The sequence below is a fragment of the Conexibacter woesei DSM 14684 genome, assembly GCF_000025265.1.
GTDB classification, from domain to species: Bacteria; Actinomycetota; Thermoleophilia; order Solirubrobacterales; family Solirubrobacteraceae; genus Conexibacter; species Conexibacter woesei.
Genome location: NC_013739.1, coordinates 5,458,630 through 5,478,278, shown reverse-complemented (window position 1 = coordinate 5,478,278; position 19,649 = coordinate 5,458,630). Strand labels below are relative to the sequence as shown.

20 protein-coding genes are annotated in these 19,649 nt (G+C 74.3%); all 20 read left to right on the top strand.

Annotated elements, in window-relative coordinates; translation table 11 throughout:
* Positions 1-29 precede the first annotated feature (29 nt).
* The 20 genes from CWOE_RS25690 to CWOE_RS25595 are packed head-to-tail and all read left to right on the top strand — an operon-like array spanning position 30 to position 19,644.
* A complete protein-coding gene (locus tag CWOE_RS25690) occupies positions 30-1,598 on the top strand; it encodes an ABC transporter substrate-binding protein (RefSeq protein ID WP_012936581.1) in 1,569 nt (522 codons plus the stop codon).
* Between the two features lie 5 nt (positions 1,599-1,603).
* Positions 1,604-2,566, top strand: a complete 963-nt coding sequence (locus CWOE_RS25685; protein ID WP_012936580.1) for an ABC transporter permease — start codon at positions 1,604-1,606, stop codon at positions 2,564-2,566.
* Complete coding sequence (locus CWOE_RS25680) at positions 2,563-3,444, top strand: ABC transporter permease (RefSeq protein ID WP_012936579.1); 882 nt, start codon at positions 2,563-2,565, stop codon at positions 3,442-3,444. Before CWOE_RS25685 ends, CWOE_RS25680 begins: the two co-directional genes overlap by 4 nt.
* Positions 3,441-4,421: an ABC transporter ATP-binding protein gene (locus CWOE_RS25675; RefSeq protein ID WP_012936578.1), complete on the top strand. Its 981-nt coding sequence runs from the start codon at positions 3,441-3,443 to the stop codon at positions 4,419-4,421. Before CWOE_RS25680 ends, CWOE_RS25675 begins: the two co-directional genes overlap by 4 nt.
* Entirely contained in the window at positions 4,418-5,257 is an 840-nt protein-coding gene (locus CWOE_RS25670) for an ATP-binding cassette domain-containing protein (RefSeq protein WP_012936577.1), read from the top strand. The genes CWOE_RS25675 and CWOE_RS25670 overlap by 4 nt, the downstream gene beginning before the upstream one ends.
* Complete coding sequence (locus CWOE_RS25665; protein ID WP_012936576.1) at positions 5,254-6,852, top strand: ABC transporter substrate-binding protein; 1,599 nt, start codon at positions 5,254-5,256, stop codon at positions 6,850-6,852. The genes CWOE_RS25670 and CWOE_RS25665 overlap by 4 nt, the downstream gene beginning before the upstream one ends.
* On the top strand, positions 6,845-7,804 hold the full coding sequence (locus CWOE_RS25660) for an ABC transporter permease (RefSeq protein ID WP_012936575.1): 960 nt from the start codon (positions 6,845-6,847) through the stop codon (positions 7,802-7,804). The genes CWOE_RS25665 and CWOE_RS25660 overlap by 8 nt, the downstream gene beginning before the upstream one ends.
* A complete protein-coding gene (locus CWOE_RS25655; RefSeq protein WP_012936574.1) occupies positions 7,801-8,694 on the top strand; it encodes an ABC transporter permease in 894 nt (297 codons plus the stop codon). The genes CWOE_RS25660 and CWOE_RS25655 overlap by 4 nt, the downstream gene beginning before the upstream one ends.
* Complete coding sequence (locus CWOE_RS25650) at positions 8,687-9,688, top strand: ABC transporter ATP-binding protein (protein WP_012936573.1); 1,002 nt, start codon at positions 8,687-8,689, stop codon at positions 9,686-9,688. The genes CWOE_RS25655 and CWOE_RS25650 overlap by 8 nt, the downstream gene beginning before the upstream one ends.
* Entirely contained in the window at positions 9,685-10,539 is an 855-nt protein-coding gene (locus CWOE_RS25645; protein ID WP_012936572.1) for an ATP-binding cassette domain-containing protein, read from the top strand. The genes CWOE_RS25650 and CWOE_RS25645 overlap by 4 nt, the downstream gene beginning before the upstream one ends.
* 3 nt (positions 10,540-10,542) lie before the next feature.
* Positions 10,543-11,982, top strand: a complete 1,440-nt coding sequence (locus CWOE_RS25640; RefSeq protein ID WP_012936571.1) for an amidohydrolase family protein — start codon at positions 10,543-10,545, stop codon at positions 11,980-11,982.
* Positions 11,979-12,374 (top strand): RidA family protein, encoded by a 396-nt coding sequence (locus CWOE_RS25635; RefSeq protein ID WP_012936570.1) that lies wholly within the window; start codon positions 11,979-11,981, stop codon positions 12,372-12,374. The genes CWOE_RS25640 and CWOE_RS25635 overlap by 4 nt, the downstream gene beginning before the upstream one ends.
* The gene (locus CWOE_RS25630; RefSeq protein ID WP_012936569.1) at positions 12,371-13,393 is read left to right on the top strand and encodes a Gfo/Idh/MocA family protein; all 1,023 of its coding nucleotides are present in this window, start codon (positions 12,371-12,373) and stop codon (positions 13,391-13,393) included. The genes CWOE_RS25635 and CWOE_RS25630 overlap by 4 nt, the downstream gene beginning before the upstream one ends.
* Positions 13,390-14,127, top strand: a complete 738-nt coding sequence (locus CWOE_RS25625) for a creatininase family protein (RefSeq protein WP_012936568.1) — start codon at positions 13,390-13,392, stop codon at positions 14,125-14,127. The genes CWOE_RS25630 and CWOE_RS25625 overlap by 4 nt, the downstream gene beginning before the upstream one ends.
* On the top strand, positions 14,124-14,900 hold the full coding sequence (locus CWOE_RS25620; protein WP_012936567.1) for an amidohydrolase family protein: 777 nt from the start codon (positions 14,124-14,126) through the stop codon (positions 14,898-14,900). The genes CWOE_RS25625 and CWOE_RS25620 overlap by 4 nt, the downstream gene beginning before the upstream one ends.
* Entirely contained in the window at positions 14,897-16,018 is a 1,122-nt protein-coding gene (locus tag CWOE_RS25615) for a mandelate racemase/muconate lactonizing enzyme family protein (RefSeq protein ID WP_012936566.1), read from the top strand. Before CWOE_RS25620 ends, CWOE_RS25615 begins: the two co-directional genes overlap by 4 nt.
* A complete protein-coding gene (locus CWOE_RS25610) occupies positions 16,015-17,232 on the top strand; it encodes a hypothetical protein (RefSeq protein ID WP_012936565.1) in 1,218 nt (405 codons plus the stop codon). The genes CWOE_RS25615 and CWOE_RS25610 overlap by 4 nt, the downstream gene beginning before the upstream one ends.
* Entirely contained in the window at positions 17,229-18,113 is an 885-nt protein-coding gene (locus tag CWOE_RS25605; protein ID WP_012936564.1) for an amidohydrolase family protein, read from the top strand. The genes CWOE_RS25610 and CWOE_RS25605 overlap by 4 nt, the downstream gene beginning before the upstream one ends.
* Positions 18,110-18,841 (top strand): amidohydrolase family protein, encoded by a 732-nt coding sequence (locus CWOE_RS25600; protein ID WP_012936563.1) that lies wholly within the window; start codon positions 18,110-18,112, stop codon positions 18,839-18,841. Before CWOE_RS25605 ends, CWOE_RS25600 begins: the two co-directional genes overlap by 4 nt.
* Complete coding sequence (locus CWOE_RS25595; protein ID WP_012936562.1) at positions 18,838-19,644, top strand: IclR family transcriptional regulator; 807 nt, start codon at positions 18,838-18,840, stop codon at positions 19,642-19,644. The genes CWOE_RS25600 and CWOE_RS25595 overlap by 4 nt, the downstream gene beginning before the upstream one ends.
* The last annotated feature ends 5 nt before the right edge of the window (positions 19,645-19,649 follow it).

The window sequence follows — 19,649 nt, the reverse complement described above, 5'->3', positions numbered from 1 at the left end:
GTTTCTTTATACCGAAACGAGGGAATGGGATGAGGGTTCAGATTCGGCACCTGGCGGTGCTCGCCGCCGGCTGCGCGGTGCTGGCCGGCTGCGGTGGCGGCGGCAGTACGAGCGGTGGCGAGACCGGCGACACGGCGGCTTCGACGCAGGCGGCGAGAGCCGGCGGCAGACTCGTCTACGGCACCGCCGCGGGCATCTCGCAGCTGGACCCGCACACGCTTTCGGCCGCGCAGCAGCTGGTGGTGCAGCCGCTGCTGTTCAACGGCCTGACGAAGGCCGATCCAAGCGGTGAGACCACACCCGACCTGGCGGCCTCATGGAGAGCGTCCGCCGACCAGAGAACGTGGACCTTCACGCTCCGCGACGGTGTCAGATTCCACGACGGCACGCCGTTCGACGCGGCGGCCGCGAAGGCCAACCTCGAGCGCGTGCTCGACCCCAGAGTCCCGAATCCCGACCGCACGAAGATCGAGACGATCGCGAAGATCGAGACGCCCGCGCCGACGACGCTGGTGCTGAAGCTGAGAGCGCCGAACGCGCTGCTGCCGGACGCGCTCGCCTCGGGCACGATCAAGATGATCGCGCCGAGAAGCTTCTCCAGCGCGAGCAAGACCGCGGTCGGCACCGGTCCGTTCAAGCTCGGCGAGATGGTCCCCGACGACCACGTCACGCTGCTCAGAAACGACGGCTACTGGGGCGAGCCGGCCAAGCTCGACGAGATCGACGTCGTCCGCTCGCCCGACTCGACCGCCGCCGCGACCGCGTTCCGCGCCGGCGACCTCGACGTGCTGTGGGCGGTCACGCCCGCCGACGTCGACGGGCTCGTCGCCGCGACGCGCGGCCGGGCGCTGGAGCCCGACGACGTCTCGGCCGGCGCTTACTGGGAGGTCGACAACACCAGCCCGCCGTTCGACGACGTGCGCGCCCGTCAGGCGCTGCTGCACGCGATCGACCGCGAGACGATGCTGAAGGTCGGCTACGCCGGCAAGGGCCTGGTGCCGGAGACGGCGTCGATGCTGTCGCCCAGAAACGCCGCCTTCGACAGCTCGCTGACGACCTACCCGTTCGACCTCGACAAGGCGAGAGCGCTGTTCGCCGAGGCCGGCGTCGACGCCGGCACGACGCTGACGTTCCACACGGTCGCGGGCCAGTACCCGGAGTGGGTGCAGATGGGCCAGATCCTCCAGCAGAACCTGGAGGAGATCGGGATCAGAATGAAGATCGAGCGCCAGGAGTTCAGCACCTGGCTCGACACGTTCTACCCGGCCGGCAAGAGATTCCCGGGCGGCATCGTCGCCAACTACCTGTCGCTGCCGACCGTTCCCAGCTACGCGCTCAGCTTCCTCGACGAGGGCGTCTGCGAGTGCAACGCGAGACTGCCCGGCTGGAGAGAGCTGTCCGCCAGAGCGGTCGCGACCGGCGAGCAGGCGGAGCGCGACGCGATCTACGCCGAGATGCAGCAGCTGCAGAACGACGCCGTGCCGATCATGCCGATCGTCTTCTCGACGCTCCAGACGGTCGTGCGCGACGGCGTGACCGGCGCCTGGGTCGACCCGCAGGGCAACGTCAACCTCGAACAGGCCGGCTTCGCGCCGTGACGACGATGCGCGGCTACGTCCTGCGCCGCCTCGGCGCGAGCATCCTGCTGCTGGCGCTCGCGTCGCTGCTGGTGTTCGCGCTGCTGCGCGTCGTCCCCGGCGATCCGACGATCACCAAGCTCGGCGGTGCGCGCAACCTCGACCCGGCGGCGCTGACCGAGTTGCGCCATCAGCTGGGGCTCGACCGCTCCGTCGTCGCGCAGTACCTGTCATGGGTCGGGGGCGTCGCGCGCGGCGACCTCGGCCAGTCGTACTTCAGCCAGTACGCCGTCACGACGCTGATCGGCCAGCGGATCGTGCCGACGCTCGAGCTGGCGGCGCTCGCGTTCGTGCTCGGCCTGCTGCTCGCCGTGCCGGCGGCGCTCGTCAGCGCGACGCGGCCCGGCAGCCTCGCGGCGCGGGCGGTCGACACGGCGACCGCGGCGCTGATGGCCGCGCCGCCGTTCCTCGTCGGGATCGCGTTCGTGATCGTCTTCGGCGTCCAAGCGGGCCTGCTGCCGACGCGCGGCTACGTCCCGTTCGTCGACGATCCGCTGCGCAACCTGCAGCTGATCGCGATGCCGGCGCTGACGCTCGCGCTCGCCGTCGCCGCGCCGCTCGTCGTGCTGCTGCGCGCCTCGCTGGCGGAGACGCTGCGGGCGCCGTTCATCCGCACCGCGACCGGCAAGGGCCTGCGCCGCCGCCGCGTCGTGCTCGGCCACGCGCTGCCGAACGCGCTGATCCCCAGCCTCACCTACCTCGGCGTGACCGTCGGCTACCTGCTCGGCGGCGTCGTAGTGGTCGAGTACGTCTTCGGCTGGCCCGGCCTCGGCTCGCTGATCGTCGACGCGGTGCTCAAGCGCGACTACGCCGTGCTGCAGAGCGTCGTGCTGCTCGCGGTCGCGATCTTCGCGCTCGTCACGTTCGTGACCGACGTGCTCTACGGCGTGCTCGACCCGCGCCTGCGCGTCGGGGAGGTGAACGCGTGAGCGCCACTGTTGCGATGGAGGCTGCCGCCGAGCACGCGCACGGCGGGCGCGCCGGCGTGCTGCGCCGGCTCGCGCGACGGCGCGCCGCCGTCGTCTCCGCGGCGGCGATCGCGCTGCTGCTCCTGCTGTCGCTGCTGGCGACGCCGATCGCCGGCTCCCCGACGGCGATCGACACGAACCAGATCCTCGCCGCGCCGTCGGGCGCCCACCTGCTCGGGACCGACGAGCTCGGCCGCGACCTGCTCGCGCGCACGTTCGCCGGCGGGCGCATCACGCTGCTCGTCGCGTTCGGCGCGATGGCCGTCTCGATGCTGCTCGGGATCGTCTGGGGCTTCGTGGCGGCGGCGAGCGGACGGGCCGTCGACGAGACGCTGATGCGCGTCGCCGACGCCGGGATGGCGATCCCGGCGATCCTGCTCGCGCTGATCCTCGTCGCCGCGTTCGGCTCCAGCACCTGGACGCTCGCGATCGTCAGCGGCGTGCTGCTCGCGCCGCAGACGGCGCGCATCGCGCGCTCGGCGCTGCTGGCGGAGCTGCGCTCGGACTACCGTCTCGCCGCGCGCGCGACCGGCGTCTCGCCGCTGCGCACCGTCTTCGGCGAGCTGCTGCCGAACGCGTCGCCGGCGCTGATCGCGCAGGCGTCGCTGAACATCGCGTGGGCGATCGGGATCGAGGCAAGCCTCTCGTTCCTCGGCCTCGGCGTGCAGCCGCCCGACGCCTCGTGGGGGACGCTCCTGCAGGAGGGCTACGCCAGCCTCTACCGCTCGGTCTGGCTGACCGTCGTCCCGGCTGTCGCGATCTTCGTCGCGATCCTCGCCTTCAACACGCTCGGCACGCAGCTGCAGCACGTGCTCGACCCCCGAGAGGAGGAGCGATGACCGCCGCCCTGACCGTCGACGGGCTCGCGATCGACGTGGCGGCGCGCGACGGCGTGCGCCGGCTCGTGCATGACGTCTCGTTTCGCGTCGAGCGCGGGATGCGCCTCGGCCTCGTCGGCGAGTCCGGTTCGGGCAAGTCGCTGACCGCGCTGGCGATCATGCGGCTGCTGGAGCCGCCGGTGCGGATCGCCGCCGGCAGCATCACGCTGCACGACGGCACGGACGTCGTCACGCTCTCCGAGCCGCAGCTCGCGGGCGTGCGCGGGTGCCGCGTCGCGATGGTCTACCAGGACCCGCTGTCGGCGCTGAACCCCGTGCGCCGCGTCGGCGACCAGCTCGTCGAGGCGATCCGCGCACACGGCGACGTCGCGCCCGCGGCGGCGAAGCGGCGCGCGGTCGAGCTGCTCGCCGAGGTCGGCGTGCCGGAGCCCGAGCGCCGCGTCGCGCAGTACCCGCACGAGTTCTCCGGCGGGATGCGCCAGCGCGTCGTGATCGCGATGGCGCTGAGCGCCGATCCGGAGCTGATCGTCGCCGACGAGCCGACGACCGCGCTCGACGTGACGACGCAGGCGCGGATCCTCGAGCTGCTGCTGAGACTCGCCGAGGCCCGCGGCGTGGCGGTCGTGCTGATCACGCACGACCTCGGCGTCGCGGCGCGCTTCTGCGACCGGCTGCAGGTGATGTACGCCGGCCGGCTGGTCGAGACCGGGCCGCTCGGCGACCTCTACCGGACGCCGCTGCACCCCTACACCGAGGGGCTGCTCGGGTCGGTCTGCCGGCTCGACGCCGACCCGTCGCTGCCGATGCCGGCGCTCGCGGGCCAGCCGCCGACAGCCGGCGAGCTGCCCGCCGGCTGCTCGTTCCGGCCCCGCTGCGCGCGCGCCGTCACGCGCTGCGAGGCCGAGCGTCCCCCGCTGCTGGACGCCGGCCCGGGCCGGACGGCCGCGTGCCACGTGACGGCGGGAGGCGCACGATGAGCGCGCCGCTCGTCGAGGTCGAGCACCTCAGCCGCCACTACCCGATCGGCCGGCACGACGTCCACAAGGCGGTCGACGACGTGTCGCTGACGATCGCGCGCGGGGAGACGTTCGGCCTCGTCGGCGAGTCCGGCAGCGGCAAGTCGACGCTGGCGCGGCTCGTGCTCGGCCTCGACCGGCCGACGGCGGGCAGCGTGCGCGTGGCCGGCCACGACCTCGCCGAGCTCGGCGGGCGGGCGCTGCGCGCGCAGCGCCGGCACATGCAGATCGTGCTGCAGGACCCGGTCGCGGCGCTCAACCGCCGCAAGACGATCGGGCAGATCGTCGGCCTGCCGCTGGCGGTCCACGAGCGGATCGGCCGCGACGCGCGCGCCGAGCGCGTGCGCGAGCTGCTCGCGCTCGTCGGGCTGCCGGCGGCGTTCGCCGTCCGCTACCCGCACGAGCTGTCCGGCGGCCAGTGCCAGCGCGTCGGCATCGCGCGGGCGATCGCGTTGCAGCCCGATCTGATCGTGCTCGACGAGGCCGTCTCCGCGGTCGACGTCTCGATCCAGGCGCAGATCCTCAACCTCCTGCGCGACCTGCAGGACCGCCTCGGCCTCACCTACCTGTTCGTCTCGCACAACCTCGCCGTCGTCCGCTACATGTCGAGCACCGTCGCCGTGATGCAGCGCGGCCGCATCGTCGAGACCGGCACGCGCGAGCGGCTGTTCGCGCGGCCGGAGCACCCCTACACGCGCGAGCTGCTCGCCGCCGTCCCGGAGCCGACGCCGCCCGACGCGCCCCCAGCCGACCAACGCCCAACGGCCGTTCCCGCACCAGAAAGAGCACCATCATGACCAGACGCAGCTCGCGTGCCGCCGGCGCGCTCCTCGCGCTCCTCGCCTGCCTCCTGCTCGCAGCCTGCGGCGGCAGCGGATCCGACTCGGGTTCGGGCGGCGGCTCCGGCGACGGCTATGGCAGCGCGGCCGGCAGTGGCGGCTCCTCGCCGGACGACGGCGGCAGCGCCGACGGCGGCGGCAGCGTCACCGTCGGCGCCGTGACGGGGATCCCGCAGCTGGACCCGTACAAGCTGGTCTCGCCGATGGAGGCCTCGCTGATGCACACGCTCTGGTCCTCGCTCGTCAAGCACGACGCCGACGGCGAGATCGTCGGAGAGCTGGCCGAGTCGTGGGACGTCTCCGACGACGGCCGCACCTACACGTTCAGACTCGTCGAGGACGCGACCTTCGCCGACGGCAAGCCGATCGACGCGAGCGTCGTCGCGGCGAACCTGAAGCGCGCGACCGATCCGAGAACCGCCTGGGTGTTCGGCTCCTACATCCCGAGACTGGCGAGAATCGAGGCGGTCGACGCGACGACGTTGAAGCTGACCCTCGCGAGACCGGCGAGCACGCTGCTGGGCGCGCTGACGCTGGCGATGGTCGCCGACCCCGACAACCTCAGAGCGATCAACAGACGGCCGAATGCCTCCGGCCCGTTCGAGCTGGACCGCTTCAACGCGAACGAGTCGGTCGTGCTCAGCAGACGCGACGACTTCTGGGGCGAGCCGGCGGCGGTCGGGACGCTCGAGTTCACCCGCGCGCGGGACACGACCGCGGCCGTCACCGCCCTGCGCACCGGCGACCTCGACGCGCTCTTCCAGGTGCCGTGGGCCGACGTCGAGAGCCTCCAGGACGCGGGCATCTCGGTCGAGGTCTCTCCGCGGCCCGGCGACGCGACGATCCTGATGCCGGACAACACCTCCAAGCCGTTCGACGACGTACGCGCCCGCCGCGCGCTGTCGCTCGCGACCAATCGCGAGGCGATCGTCGCGACGGCGTTCGCCGGCAAGACCGAGGTCGCGACCGCCAACGTGCCGCTGTCGAAGACGAGCCCGTGGTTCGATGCGGACCTGCCACAGACGCGCTTCGACCTCGACGAGGCCAAGCGCCTGTTCGACGAGGTCGGCGTCGAGCGGCTGACCTACTGGGCCCCCTCGGAGGGCTATCCCGAGTTCGCCGCGATGGGCCAGATCCTGCGCTCGGACCTGGCGAGAATCGGGATCGAGCTGAAGATCGAGTCGGTCGAGCTGAACGCCTGGCTGGCGAAGTTCGCGCCCGCCGGCAAGAAGTGGCCGGACACGATCATCCCGACGGTCTACGTCGCGCCGCACAACCCTGGGATCTTCCTCGCGCAGTGGTTCCCCGGCATCTGCGAGTGCAACTTCGACGACCCCAGATACGTCGCCGCCGTCGAAGCCGGCGTCGCCGCGACCGACGAGGCCGCCGCGAGAGCCAGCTTCGCGGAGGCGCAGCGGATCTTCGCCGAGCAGGTGCCGGTCAGCGTCGCGACGATGATGAGCTTCCCGGTCGCGGTCCGCGACGACGTCTCGGGGATCTTCCTCGACGAGACCGGGTACGGGCGCTTCGAGCAGGTGACGGTCGGTGACTAGCGCGATCGGCCGCCGCGTCCTCACCAGCCTGGGGATCCTGCTGCTCGCCTCGCTGGTGATCTTCTTCGGCCTGCACCTGCTGCCGGGCGACCCGACGTTCGCGCGGCTCGGCGTCTCGGTCGGCTCCGACCCCGCCCAGCTCGCGCAGCTGCGCGCCGAGCTGGGGCTCGACCGGCCGCTCGTCGTCCAGTACGGCGACTGGCTCGCGGGCGCGCTGCAGCTCGACCTCGGCGCCAGCTACTTCAGCCAGCAGTCGACGACCTCGCTGATCGCCGGCCGCCTGGAGCCGTCGATCGAGCTGGCGCTGCTGTCGCTCGTCGTCGCGGTGCTCGTCGCCGTGCCGCTGGCGATGGTCTCGGCGCTGCGGCCCGGCTCCGCGCTGGACCGCCTGCTGACGGTCGCCTCCAGCGCCGGCATCGCGCTGCCGCCGTTCTGGGTCGGCATCATGCTGCTCAGCCTCGTGTCCGTCAGATGGGGCCTGCTGCCGAGCCGCGGCTTCGTCTCCTTCGCCGAGGACCCGGTGCAGAACCTGCGCCACATGGTGCTGCCGGTGCTGACGATGGCGATCGCGGTCGCGGCGCCGATCGCGCGCTTCCTGCGGGCGGCGCTGATCGAGGCGCTCGCGACCGACTGGGCTCGCGCCGCACGCGGCAAGGGCCTCTCCGACCGCGAGATCGTGCGCCGCTACGCGCTGCGCAACGCGACGGTGCCGACGCTCAACGTCGTCGGCACGATCGTCGGCTCGATGCTCGGCGGCGTGGTCGTCGTCGAGTACGCCTTCGGCATTCCCGGGATCGGGTCGCTCGGCGTCGACGCGATCACGATGCGCGACTACGCGGTCGCGCAGGGCGTCGTGCTGACCGCCGCCGTCGCGTTCATCCTCGTGACGCTCGTCGTCGACCTGCTGTCGCTGGCGATCGACCCGCGGCTGCGTCAGGCGGCGATCGCATGAGCGCCACCGTCGGGATGGGCGCGGAGGTCGCGAACCTGCCGATGGGCCGCCGCCGCGGCCATCTCGTGCGCGCCGTGCTGCGCTCGCCCGCGGGCGCGCTCGCCGCCGGCGTGCTCGCGCTGCTCGTGCTCGCGTCGCTGCTGGCGCCGCTGATCGCGCCGTACGGCTTCGACGAGATCCAGACCGCGGCGCCGTTCTCCCCCGTCAGCCTCGACCACCTCGCGGGCACCGACGAGGTCGGCCGCGACCTCTTCTCGCGCCTGCTCTACGGCGGACGCCTGTCGCTCGGCATCGCGTTCGGCGCGACGCTGCTGGCGATGGCGCTCGGCATCGTGTGGGCGGGGATCGGCGCGATGCGCGGCGGCCTCGCCGACGACGTCGCGATGCGCGGCGCCGACACGCTGATGGCGATCCCCGTGATGCTGTTCGCGATGCTGCTGGTCGGTGCCGTCGGCCGCTCGATCGCCGGCATGGTCGCCGTCCTCGGCGTGTTGCACGCGCCGTTCGTGGCGCGCGTCGTGCGCGCCGCGGTGCTGGGCGAGCTGCACCGCGAGTACTGCACCGCGGCGCGCGGCTTCGGCGCCTCGCGCACGCGCGTGTTCCTGCGCGACGTGCTGCCGAACATCAGCCCCGTGCTCGGGGTGCAGGCGGCCGTCACCGCCGCCAGCGTGATCCTGACGGAGGCGAGCCTCGGTTTCGTCGGCCTCGGCGTGCGACCGCCGCAGGCGTCGTGGGGCACGCTCGTCCACGACGGCTACACGCACCTCTACCAGTCGTTCGCGTACGTCGCGATCCCCGGCCTGCTGATCTTCCTGACGATCTGGGCGCTGAACGTGCTCAGCGACCAGGTCGAGACGGCGCTCGAGTCGCGGGGGCGCAGCGATGTCTGAGCGTCCGGTCCTCGACGTCCGCGACCTCGTGCTCGGCACCGCGCCGGCGCACGGCGCGGCGGTTCCGATCGTGCGCGGCGTCAGCCTCTCGCTGGAGCCCGGCGCGCGCGTCGCGCTCGTCGGCGAGTCCGGCTGCGGCAAGTCGCTGACCGCGCTCGCGCTGATGGGCCTGCTGCCGCGCGGCGTGCGCGCGCTGTCAGGCTCGATCCGGCTGGAGGAGGCCGAGCTGGTCGGGGCCTCCGAGCGGACGTTGCGCGCGCTGCGCGGCGACCGCGTCGCGATGATCTACCAGAACCCGCTCACGTCGCTGAGCCCGGTCCACACGATCGGCCGCCAGCTGATCGACGCGCTGCGGGCGCACCAGCGGATCGACAGACGCGCCGCCCGCGAGCGCGCGGCGGAGCTGCTCGACGAGGTCGGGATCCCGCGTGCCGCGACGCGCCTGGACGACCATCCGCACCAGTTCTCGGGCGGGATGCGTCAGCGCGTGATGATCGCGATGGCGCTCGTCGGCGAGCCGCGCGTGCTGATCGCGGACGAGTGCACGACCGCGCTCGACGTCACGACGCAGGCGCGCGTGCTGGAGACGCTCGTCGCGCTCGCGCAGCGGCGCGGGACCGCGCTGCTGTTCATCACCCACGACCTCGCGCTCGCCTCGGCGACGTGCGAGCAGGTCCGCGTGATGTACGCGGGCCGGATCGTCGAGCGCGCGCCGGCCGGGCCGTTCTTCGGTGGGCCGCGCCATCCCTACGCCGAGATGCTGCTCGGCGCGATCTGCGACCTCGACGTCGAGCTGGGCCGCCCGCTGACGACGATCGCCGGCCAGCCGCCGGCGCCCGCCGCGATCCCCCGAGGCTGCGCCTTCCAGGACCGCTGCCCGGCCGTGCTGGAGCGCTGTCGCGCCGTCGCGCCGCCCGACGTGGCGCTCGGCGGCGAGCAGCAGTGGACGGTGGAGTGCCATCTCCACGCCCCCGACGTGGAGGCGGTCGCATGACCCCGAACAGCGAACCGGCCGCGGCGCCGGCCGCGCGCCCGCCGCTCGTGCAGGCGAGCGGGATCGTCCGCCGCTACGACGGCGCCGGAGGTGGCGTCGTAGCCGTCGACGACGTGTCGCTGGAGATCGCCGCCGGCACGACCGTCGGCCTCGTCGGCGAGTCGGGCTCAGGCAAGTCGACGTTCGGCCGCGTCGTGACGGGGTTGGAGGCGGCCGACGGCGGCGCGTTGCGCTTCGACGGCGCCGACGTGACCCGGCTCGCGCGCGGGCCTGCGCGGGCGCTGAGCCGCGAGCGGCAGATGGTCTTCCAGGACCCGGTCGCCTCGCTGAACCCGCGGCAGACGGTGGCGCAGGCGATCGAGGCGCCGCTCGCGATCCACGGCGTCGCGCGCGACGAACGCCGCCGCCGGGCGGCCGAGCTGCTCGACCTCGTCCAGCTCGGCGGCCGCTTCGCGCAGCGCTACCCGCGCTCGCTCTCCGGCGGGCAGTGCCAGCGCGTCGGGATCGCGCGGGCGCTCGCGCTGGAGCCGCGCCTGGTGGTGCTCGACGAGGCCGTCTCGGCGCTCGACGTCTCCGTCCAGGCGCAGGTGCTCAACCTGCTGCACGAGCTGCAGGAGCGGCTCGGGCTGACGTACCTGTTCATCTCGCACGACCTCGGCGTCGTCCGCTACATGGCGCAGGAGATCGTCGTGCTGCGGCACGGCAGACTCGTCGAGCGGGGCGACCGCGACACGATATTCCGCGCCCCTCGCGACGCGTACACGCGCGAGCTGATCGCCGCCGTCCCGACGATCCACCGCGACGGCGCGACGACGCCGGCCGCACGACCGACCACGACCCCCGGAGCCTGAACGATGGAGTCCGACGCCAAGCGCGCCGTCGACCTGCTGATCCGCGACGCGTACGTCATCACGATGGACGCCGAGCGCACGATCCACCCGCGCGGCGCCGTCGCCGTCGCCGGCTCGCGGATCGTCGCCGTCGGCCCCGCCGAGGAGGTCGAGGAGCGCGTCCGCTCCGCGCGCACGATCGACGCACGCGGCGCCGCCGTGCATCCCGGCTTCGTCGACTGCCACGCGCACGTCACGTTCCACCTCGTGCGCGGCGCCTTCGGCGACGCCTGCCCGATCGACGTCTTCGCGCGGGCGCAGTTCCCCTACGCCGACCTGATCGACGACGAGGAGGAGCACGCCTCCGCGCTGCTGTCGGTCGCGGAGATGCTGCGCAACGGCACGACCTGCTTCGTCGAGGCCGGCACCGCGTTCGAGCCCGACGCGGCGGCGGCCGCCGCGCAGCGGCTGGGGATCCGGGCGCTGCTCGGCGACCCGTTCGTGATGGACGTCGGCGGGCTCGGCTTCGACCGCATCGCCGCGACGCACGAGCGCGCGCTCGACGTGCTCGGGCGCGAGCTGGGCCGCAACGCCGACCCCGACGCGCTCGTGCGCGGCCACGTCGCGATCCAGGGGATCGGCACCTCCAGCGACGAGCTGCACCTCGCCGCGCACGCGCTCGCCGAGCGCGAGGGCGTGATCCTCAACCAGCACCAGTCGTACGCCGCCGACGACACCGCGGCGCACGACCTCCGCTGCGGCTGCCACGCGCTCGTGCACCTGGAGCGGATCGGCGCGCTCAGCGAGCGCGTCCTGCTCGGCCACCTCAACTTCGTCCGCGACGATGAGCTGGAGCCGCTCGAGCGCTGCCGCCCCGCGGTCGCGTGGAACCCGACCGGCTCGATGCTGTGGGGCGTCGGCGGGACGCTCACCGGCCGCCACCTCGACCTGCACCGGCGCGGCCTCGCCGTCGGGCTCGGCTCCGACGCCTCCAACTGGGCCAACGCGTTCGACGTCGGCGAGCAGGCGTACGTCGCGCTGCTGACCCAGCGCGAGCGCTTCGGCGCGCGCGATGCGATGACCGCGCTCGACGCGTTCGAGCTGGCGACGATCGGCGGTGCGCGTGCCGCCGGCCTGGCGGGCGAGATCGGCTCGCTGGAGGCCGGCAAGCGCGCAGACCTCGTGCTCCGCACCGACGACGTCCCGGAGATGCGGCCGAGCTTCGACCCGCTCGCGCAGGTCGTCCTCGGCGCGCGTGCGCGCAGCGTCCGCAGCGTCGTCGTGGACGGCCGCGTCGTGCTGGAGGACGGCGAGCTGACCGGCGGCGAGACGGCCGAGATCGCGGCCGGCGCCGACCGCGCCGCGGCGGGGCTGTTCAGGCGGATGGGCTATCGCGGCGAGCTGACGGGACGGCCGCTCGGCCCCGCGGGCCGCGCCGCGACCGCGACCGAGGCGCTGCGATGAGCGCCGCCGAGCCGCTGCGCACGCAGGTCCACGCGCCGCCGAGCGCACCGGGGCCGGCCGGTCCGTACTCGTCGGGGATCGTCTCCGGCGGCTTCCTCTTCCTCGCCGGCCAGGCGGCGGTCGCGCCCGACGGGACGATCGTGCGCGGCACGATCGAGGAGCAGACGCGGATGACGCTCGCCAACCTGGAGGCGGTCGCGAACGCCGGCGGCGGCACGCTGCGCGACGCGGTGAAGGTGACGGTCTACCTCGCCGACATCGGCGACTGGGCCGCGTTCAACACGGTCTACGAGCAGTGGTTCGGGGAGGTCAAGCCGGTCCGCACGGTCGTCGCCTGCTCGCTCAACGGCTTCGACGTCGAGGTCGACGCGATCGTGGCGGTCGCCCGATGAGCGACGCGACGGAGCCGGTGCGCGTCGCGCTGGTCGGTGCGGGCGACATCGGGCGGGCGGCGCATCTGCCGGCGCTGCTCGCGCATCCCGCGGTCGAGCTGGCGGCGGTCGTCGAGCCCGCCGCCGCCGCGCGTGCGCTGCTCGACGTCCCCGGCGTCCCCGTCATCGCCGAGCTTGACGCGATCGCCGACGACGAGGCGATCGACGCGTGGGTCGTCGCGACGCCGCCGTGGGTGACCCCGAGACTTGCCCGTCACGGTTTGGAGCGCGGCCGCTTCGTGCTCGCCGAGAAGCCGATCGCGACGAGCGTCAAGGCCGCGCGGGCGGCGTTCGACGGGCTCGCGCCCGCGCTCGCCGCGCGCCTGCAGGTCGGCTTCACGTACCGCCACGACCCGGCGGTCGAGCGGCTCGCCGAGCTGATCGCGTCCGGCGCGCTGGGCGGGCCGCTGCAGGTGCGCGTCGTCGTCTACGACGAGCTGGACGACCCCGCTGACGGCGAGCACGCCGCACGCCTGCGCGCGACGCTGGCGCACGGCCTGCCGGTGATCCACGAGGGCGCGCACGTGGCCGACTGGCTGCGCGTGCTGCTCGGCCCGGCGCAGCTCGACGTGGAGCACGCGTGGTCGCTGCGCACGCTGCCGGACCTGCCGGCCGACAACCTCTGCGGCGCGAGCCTGCGCCACCCGCGCGGCCACCGCGTGCAGCTCGAGATCGGCTGGCTGCTGCCGGCGGAGGTCGCGAGCGAGATCACCATCCGCGGCGCCGGCGGCTGCGCGTCGATCGACATCGTGACGTTCGCGCTGCGCGTCGCCGGCCGTGCGGCCGTCACCGACATGGTCGGGACCGGCGACCGCACGACGCGCTGCTTCGGCCGCCAGCTCGACCGCTTCGTCGCGCTGTGCCGCGGCGAGCCGGTCGCCGGACCCAACGGCCGCAGCGCGATACCGACGCTCGCCGACGGGATCGCCGCGCTCGACCTGACCGAACGACTGGCACGACGAATGGAGAGGACCCGATGACCGCCGTACGCTGGGCCGACCGCACGCGCGAGGAGCTGCGCTCGCTGCTGCCGGAGGCGGTCGTGGTGCTGCCGATCGGCGCGACCGAGCAGCACGGGCCGCACCTCGTCACGGCGATGGACACGCTCGCGGCCGAGGCGGTCGCGGCCGCCGGCGCGGCGCGCGCGACGCGGCCCGAGCGCGTCGTGCTCGCGCCGACGCTGCCGTTCGGCGCCTCCCACCACCATCTGCCGTTCGGCGGCACGCTGTCGCTCACGGCGGCGACGCTCGCGCACGTCCTCGCCGACCTGCTGGAGAGCGCGGCGGCGTCCGGTGCGCGGCGCCTGCTGCTGCTCAACGGCCACGGCGGCAACAGCGCGACGTGCGCGCAGGCGGCCGCGGACGCCGCGCGGCTGCACGGGATCGTCGTCGCCGCCGCCGACTACTGGGCGCTGGCGCCCGTCGACGGCGCGTGGGGCGAGCACTTCCCCGGCCACGCCGGCGCGTTCGAGACGTCGCTGATGGGCGCGCTGCGCCCCGACGGCGTCCGCGAGCAGGCGCTGCGCCCCTCGCCCGGGACGCTGCCTGCGGCGGTCGACGGGCTGCGTCTGGAGACGCCGCGGCTGTGGGCGCAGATCGACGGCTTCACCGACGATCCGCGGCGCGCCGACGCGGCGGCCGGCGCAGCCGCCTTCGACCGCCTCGCCGACGCCGTCGCGCGCGCGATCGACGCGGTCGCGGAGGCGCCCGCATGATCGACTTCCACGTCCACCAACCGTCTGCGGGCGGGTCGAGCGCCCGCTACGACACGCGTCCCTACAGCGCCGCCGACTACGTCGCGGCGATGGACGAGCTGGGTGTCGAGCTGAGCGTCGTCTTCACGCTCGACGGCCTCTGGAAGCCGTCGCCCGCGGCCAACGACGCGCTCGCCGCCTGGGTGGCCGACGTGCCGGACCGCCTCGTCGCGCTCGGCACCGTCGACCCGCGCGGAGCGGACGCGGCGGCGGAGACCGAGCGCTGCCTGACCGACCTCGGCATGGCGGGGATGAAGTTCCACCCGTGGATCCAGGCGTTCTGCCCGCACGAGGGGTGCATGGACCCGGTCGCCGAGGTCGCCGCCGCGCACGGCAAGCCGATGCTGTTCCACGACGGCACGCCGCCGTACTCGACGCCGCTGCAGATCGCCGCGCTCGCGCGCCGCCACCCCGGTGCGCCGGTCGTGCTCGGCCACGGCGGGCTGCACGACCACTGGCGCGAGGCGATCGCCGCGGTCAACGCGACGCCAAACCTGTGGGCGTGCCTCTGCGGCACGCCCAACGTCGGGATGCGGGCGATCGCGGCGCGCTGCCCGGCCGACCGGCTGCTGTTCGGCACCGACGCCGGGCTCGGCAGCGGGCCGCGCCAGGCGTTCGCCGCCGAGCGGATCCGCGAGCTGCTCGTGCTCCCGATCGCGGAGGAGCTGCGGCAGGCGATCGTCTCCGACAACCCGCGACGGCTGCTGCGGCTGCCGCTGGAGGTGGGACGATGAGCGCCGCCCACCCGATCCCATCCGTCGTCGCCGTCGAGGTCGCCGAGTTCTCGCCGCGAGTCGCGCCAGAGCTGGTCGTGCGGGGCGCCGCCGGCGTGCACGACCGCTCGCCGTTCGCGCTCGTGCGCGTGCAGTGCAGCGACGGTGCGGTCGGCCACGGCGAGGTCAGCTCGACGCCGATCTGGAGCGGGGAGGACGGCGCGTCCGCCGCCCACTTCGTCCGCACCGTCCTGCGCGAGGCGCTCGTCGGCCAGCCGCTGGCGCCGGTCGCCGCGCTGAGCGCGCGGATGGATCGCGCGCTCGGCGCCAACCCGTTCACGAAGGCCGGCGTCAACGCCGCGCTGTGGGACGCGCTCGGGCGCAGCAGCGGGCTCCCCGTCGCGGTCCTGCTGGGCGGGCCGTTCCGGACCGAGGTGCCGGTCAAGCTGTCGCTCAGCGGTGGCGGTGAGGCGCTTGAGGCCAACCACGCCGCCGCGGTGGCGCGCGGGTTCCGTGCGTTCAAGCTGAAGGTCGGCCTCGATCCCGACGAGGATGCCGCGCGCTTCGCGCTCGCCCGCAAGCTCGCCGGCCGCGACGCCTTCCTCGGGATGGACGCCAACTGCGGCTGGTCGCGCGCCGACGCGGCGCGTGCGATCGCGCTGACGGCGGCCGACCGCCCGGCGTTCGTCGAGCAGCCGGTCGCAGCCGACGACCTCGACGGCCTGCGCGAGCTGCGCGGTCGCGGCGTGCCGCTGCTGGTCGACGAGTCGGTCTACTCAGTCGGCGACCTCGCGCGCGTGGTGCGCGCCGATGCGGCGGACGCGGTCAGCGTCTACGTCGGCAAGAGCGGCGGCCTGGAGCGGGCGGTCGCACAGGGCCGGCTCGCCGCCGCCTTCGGCCTGCAGACGATCATCGGCTCGAACATGGAGGCGGACCTCGGCGCGGCCGCGCAGCTCCACGTCGCCTGCGCGCTGGAGGGGCTGAGCGAGACGATCCCGTCCGACATCGCCGGGCCGATGTACTACGCCGAGCGCGTCGCGCGGGTGCCGCTCGACATCGACGGCCGGCGGGCGCGGCTGCCGGACGGCCCGGGCCTCGGCGTCGAGCCGCCCGCCGAGCTGGACGGGAGCTTCGCGTGAGCGGGGCGCCGCCGTCGTTCGTCTTCGCCTACCCGGAGGAGGCCGCGCTCGCGGGGCCCGACGCGCTCGCCGCGCACGTCGCCGAGCTGGGCTTCGGCGGCATCGCCATCGCGCTCGCCTACCACCGTGCGCGTCGCGTCTTCCCGCGCTACGGCCGGATCTCGGTCTGCGGGTCCGGCCACACGGCGTTCGCGCCGGAGCGTGCGCGCTACGGCGCGCTGGCGCCGGTGTGCACGACCGGCGCGGACGAGGTGCGCGCGGTGCACGAGCTGCGCGAGGCGTGCGCCCGGCGCGGCCTCCGCTTCCACGCGTGGCTGGTCGCGCTGCACGACGAGCGGCTCCTCGCGGCGCTGCCGGAGGCGGCCGCGCAGACGGCCGACGGCTCGCCGGCGGGGCACGCGCTCTGCCCCGCGCACCCGGCGGCGCGCGCGTACGTCGCGGAGCTGGTGGAGGACGTCTGCGCGCAGCTGGCGCCGGAGGCCGTCGAGCTGGAGGCCGCGGCGTTTCCCGCGTGGGAGCCGGCGTACACGATCACGCTCGCGCTCGAACCGGTCTCGCGCGCCGCCGCCCGCTACGGCGCGCAGTGCTTCTGCCCCAGCTGCCGCGCCGCGATCGCGGCGGAGGGCGAGGACCCGGAGCAGCTGGCGCACGCGACGCGCGCGGCGGCCAGCCCGCCGTTCGCGCCCGCGCCGACCCGCTCAGGCGCGGGGAGGAGTGGAGATTCGACCACCGTGAGCGTGATCGGATCTCCATTGCTCGTCCCGCCCACGCTCGACGTGCGCCTCGCGGACGTGCGCGCGCGGCTGCTGGAGCCGCTGATCGCCGGCGCGGCCGCGGCCGCCCACGCCGGCGGCGCCGTGCTGCGACCGTGCGCCTTCGGCGATCCGGCGACCGTCGCGCTGCAGGGCTTCTCGCCGACGGCGCTGCGCGCCGCCGACGGCGTGCTGCTCGGGCTCGGCACGCGCAGCGGCGCCGCTCTCGTGGACGACTTCGCCGCACTGCGACCGCTCGCCGGCGAGCTGCCGGTGACCGCGTCGGTCAACTGGGCGCCGCAGCGGACGCCGTCCGCGCTCGCGGCCGACGCGCGCGCGCTGCGCGACGCCGGCGCGGCGGGCGTCGCGCTCTACAACCTCACGCTTGCGCCGGAGGACGCGCTGCCGGCCTTCGCCGCCGCCGCGCGCGCCCTGAACCCGATCCCTTCCGAGGCACGATGATCGTCGACGTCCACACCCACACCCCGACGCACCGCGGCGCGGTGCCCGTCGCCGAGCGGCGCGAGTACGACCGCTGGCGGCCGGATCGCACCGTCAGGACGACGAACGCGTGGGCCGACTACGACGAGCAGGTCGCCGCCGCCGACGTCTCGATCGTCTTCAACATCGCGCTTCCGGACCCGCTCGCCGAGACCGGGATTCCGACCGACCCGGCGCGCGTCAACGAGGCGACGGCCGAGTTCGCTGCCGCCGACCCCGTGCGCCGGATCGGCTTCCTGTCGGTCGACCCGACGGCGCCGCGCGCGCTGGAGGAGGCCGAGCGCTGCCGCGTGCAGCTCGGCCTGCGCGGCGTCAAGCTCGGCCCCAACTACCAGCGCTTCGACCCGCTGCACCCGGGCGCGTTCGAGCTGTACGCATGGGCGCAGGAGCACGGCCTGCCGATCCTCTTCCACCAGGGCGCGTCGCCGATCCGCGAGGCGCCGCTGCGCTACGCGCATCCGCTGACGATGGACGAGATCGCGATCGCGCACCCCGAGCTGCGGATCGTGATGGCGCACATGGGCCATCCGTGGCAGCGGGACGCGATCGTGACGATCCGCAAGCACCCGCACGTCTACGCCGACGTCTCGGGGCTGGCGTATCGGCCGTGGTCGTTCTGGGAGGCGCTGCGGCTGGCGTCGGAGTGGGGGGCGATGGGCAAGCTGCTGCTCGGCTCAGACTTCCCGATCGCGACGACGGCGGAGACGATCGCGGCGCTGCGGTCGGTCGACGACGTCGTCGCGGGCTCGGGCCTGCCGCGCGTGCCGGCGGAGGAGATCGAGGCGATCGTCCATCGCGACGCGCTCGCGGCGCTCGGGCTGGCGCGGGAGGCGGGCGCATGAACGTGCTCGACGCGCATGTGCGACTCGGGACGGGCCGCGACGCGAGCCTGACGACGAGCGAGCTGCTGGCGACGATGGATCGGCTGGGGATCGACCGCGCGCTCGTCTCGCCGCCGGAGCGCTGCCTCGCGGTCGACCACCGCGAGGGCAACACGCTCGTCGCCGACGCCGCGCGGGCGAGCGGCGGGCGGCTGCTCGCCTACGCGGTCGCGAGCCCCTGGCGCGGGCGGCGCGCGCTCGCCGAGCTGGCGCGCGCGGCTGACGACGGCGCGGTCGCGCTCGCACTCGATCCGGCGATCCAGGGCTTCGACCTGCTCGACGGCCAGGTCGACCTGCTGGTGGAGGACGCGGTCGCGCGCGGCTGGCCGGTCTACGTGCGCACCGGGACGCCGTCGTTCGCGCTCCCGCTGCAGCTCGCCGAGCTGGCGGTCCGTCACCCGCAGTGCGCGTTCGTGATGGGCAAGAGCGGCGCGACCGACTTCTGGCTCGACGCGCGCCCGGCGTTGGAGCGCGCGGAGAACCTGTACGCCGACACGGCCTACGGGCCGTGGGACGTCGTCCTGTCCGGGCTGGCGGCGGCGCCGGTCGGAGCGGGCCGGCTGGTCTTCTCGACCGACCAGCCGAACACCGACCCCGCGATCGAGCGCGCACGCATGGACGAGTGGCCGCTCGAGGAACAGGAACGTGCGGCGGTGCTGGGCGCTACCCTCTCGCGACTCCTCCCATGAGCGAGAACGGACACAGAAGCAGAGCGACGAGATCGAAGGCTCCGGCCGCCGATCGCACGTTGACGATTCTCGAGCTGCTGACCGAGTCCGAGCGGCCGCTTTCGCTGACCGAGATCGCGACCCGGGCCGACGTCCCGCTGGCGAGCTGCTCGGCGATCATGCGCACGCTGGAGGCGCGCGGCTACGCCGTCGAGCACGTCAGCGGACGCACCCACCACTGGCAGCCGACGCTGGCGATCTACAAGCTCGGCGCGCGCTTGATCGTGCGGCTCGGCCTCGCCGAGAGCTCCCAGCCGCACATCGAGCAGCTCGCCGACGAGCTGGGGATGCCAGCGAGCGCCGGGGTGCTCGAGAACGACCACGTGATCTACCTCGCGAAGGCGGCCGGGCCGTCGTTCGTCCAGTTCCACACGTTTGTCGGGCGCGCGGTGCCGTTCGGCACGACCGCGATCGGCAAGGCGATCGCGGCGTTCCTGCCGGTCGAGCGGCGGATCGCCCTCGTCGGCAGCGGCCGCGGATCGCGCAGAGCGCTCGCGGAGCTGGAGGAGAGCTCGCGGCTCGGCTACGCGATCGAGGACGAGGAGGAGTACGAGGGGATCGCGTGCGCGGCGGCGCCGGTTTTCGACGCGACCGGTCGCTGCTGCGGCGGGATCTCGGTCACTGGCTTCCGCGCCGACGTGCTCGGCGACGCGCGGCGCGAACGGACGATCACGGCGGTCCGCACGAGCGCCGCCGCGATCTCCGCCGAGATGGGCGCGCCCGAGCGTCAGCTCGCGCTGCTGCGCACGCCCGTCGTGTTGTGAGCTGA

Excerpts from the sequence above, each read along its gene's own strand:
- CWOE_RS25650 (WP_012936573.1), top strand. The coding sequence starts at position 8,687 with ATGTCTGAGCGTCCGGTCCTCGACGTCCGCGACCTCGTGCTCGGCACC.
- CWOE_RS25640 (WP_012936571.1), top strand. The coding sequence starts at position 10,543 with ATGGAGTCCGACGCCAAGCGCGCCGTCGACCTGCTGATCCGCGACGCG.
- CWOE_RS25675 (WP_012936578.1), top strand. The coding sequence starts at position 3,441 with ATGACCGCCGCCCTGACCGTCGACGGGCTCGCGATCGACGTGGCGGCG.
- CWOE_RS25635 (WP_012936570.1), top strand. The coding sequence starts at position 11,979 with ATGAGCGCCGCCGAGCCGCTGCGCACGCAGGTCCACGCGCCGCCGAGC.
- CWOE_RS25595 (WP_012936562.1), top strand. The coding sequence starts at position 18,838 with ATGAGCGAGAACGGACACAGAAGCAGAGCGACGAGATCGAAGGCTCCG.
- CWOE_RS25655 (WP_012936574.1), top strand. The coding sequence starts at position 7,801 with ATGAGCGCCACCGTCGGGATGGGCGCGGAGGTCGCGAACCTGCCGATG.
- CWOE_RS25665 (WP_012936576.1), top strand. The coding sequence starts at position 5,254 with ATGACCAGACGCAGCTCGCGTGCCGCCGGCGCGCTCCTCGCGCTCCTC.
- CWOE_RS25615 (WP_012936566.1), top strand. The coding sequence starts at position 14,897 with ATGAGCGCCGCCCACCCGATCCCATCCGTCGTCGCCGTCGAGGTCGCC.
- CWOE_RS25600 (WP_012936563.1), top strand. The coding sequence starts at position 18,110 with ATGAACGTGCTCGACGCGCATGTGCGACTCGGGACGGGCCGCGACGCG.
- CWOE_RS25645 (WP_012936572.1), top strand. The coding sequence starts at position 9,685 with ATGACCCCGAACAGCGAACCGGCCGCGGCGCCGGCCGCGCGCCCGCCG.
- CWOE_RS25620 (WP_012936567.1), top strand. The coding sequence starts at position 14,124 with ATGATCGACTTCCACGTCCACCAACCGTCTGCGGGCGGGTCGAGCGCC.
- CWOE_RS25625 (WP_012936568.1), top strand. The coding sequence starts at position 13,390 with ATGACCGCCGTACGCTGGGCCGACCGCACGCGCGAGGAGCTGCGCTCG.
- CWOE_RS25630 (WP_012936569.1), top strand. The coding sequence starts at position 12,371 with ATGAGCGACGCGACGGAGCCGGTGCGCGTCGCGCTGGTCGGTGCGGGC.
- CWOE_RS25670 (WP_012936577.1), top strand. The coding sequence starts at position 4,418 with ATGAGCGCGCCGCTCGTCGAGGTCGAGCACCTCAGCCGCCACTACCCG.
- CWOE_RS25690 (WP_012936581.1), top strand. The coding sequence starts at position 30 with ATGAGGGTTCAGATTCGGCACCTGGCGGTGCTCGCCGCCGGCTGCGCG.
- CWOE_RS25685 (WP_012936580.1), top strand. The coding sequence starts at position 1,604 with ATGCGCGGCTACGTCCTGCGCCGCCTCGGCGCGAGCATCCTGCTGCTG.
- CWOE_RS25605 (WP_012936564.1), top strand. The coding sequence starts at position 17,229 with ATGATCGTCGACGTCCACACCCACACCCCGACGCACCGCGGCGCGGTG.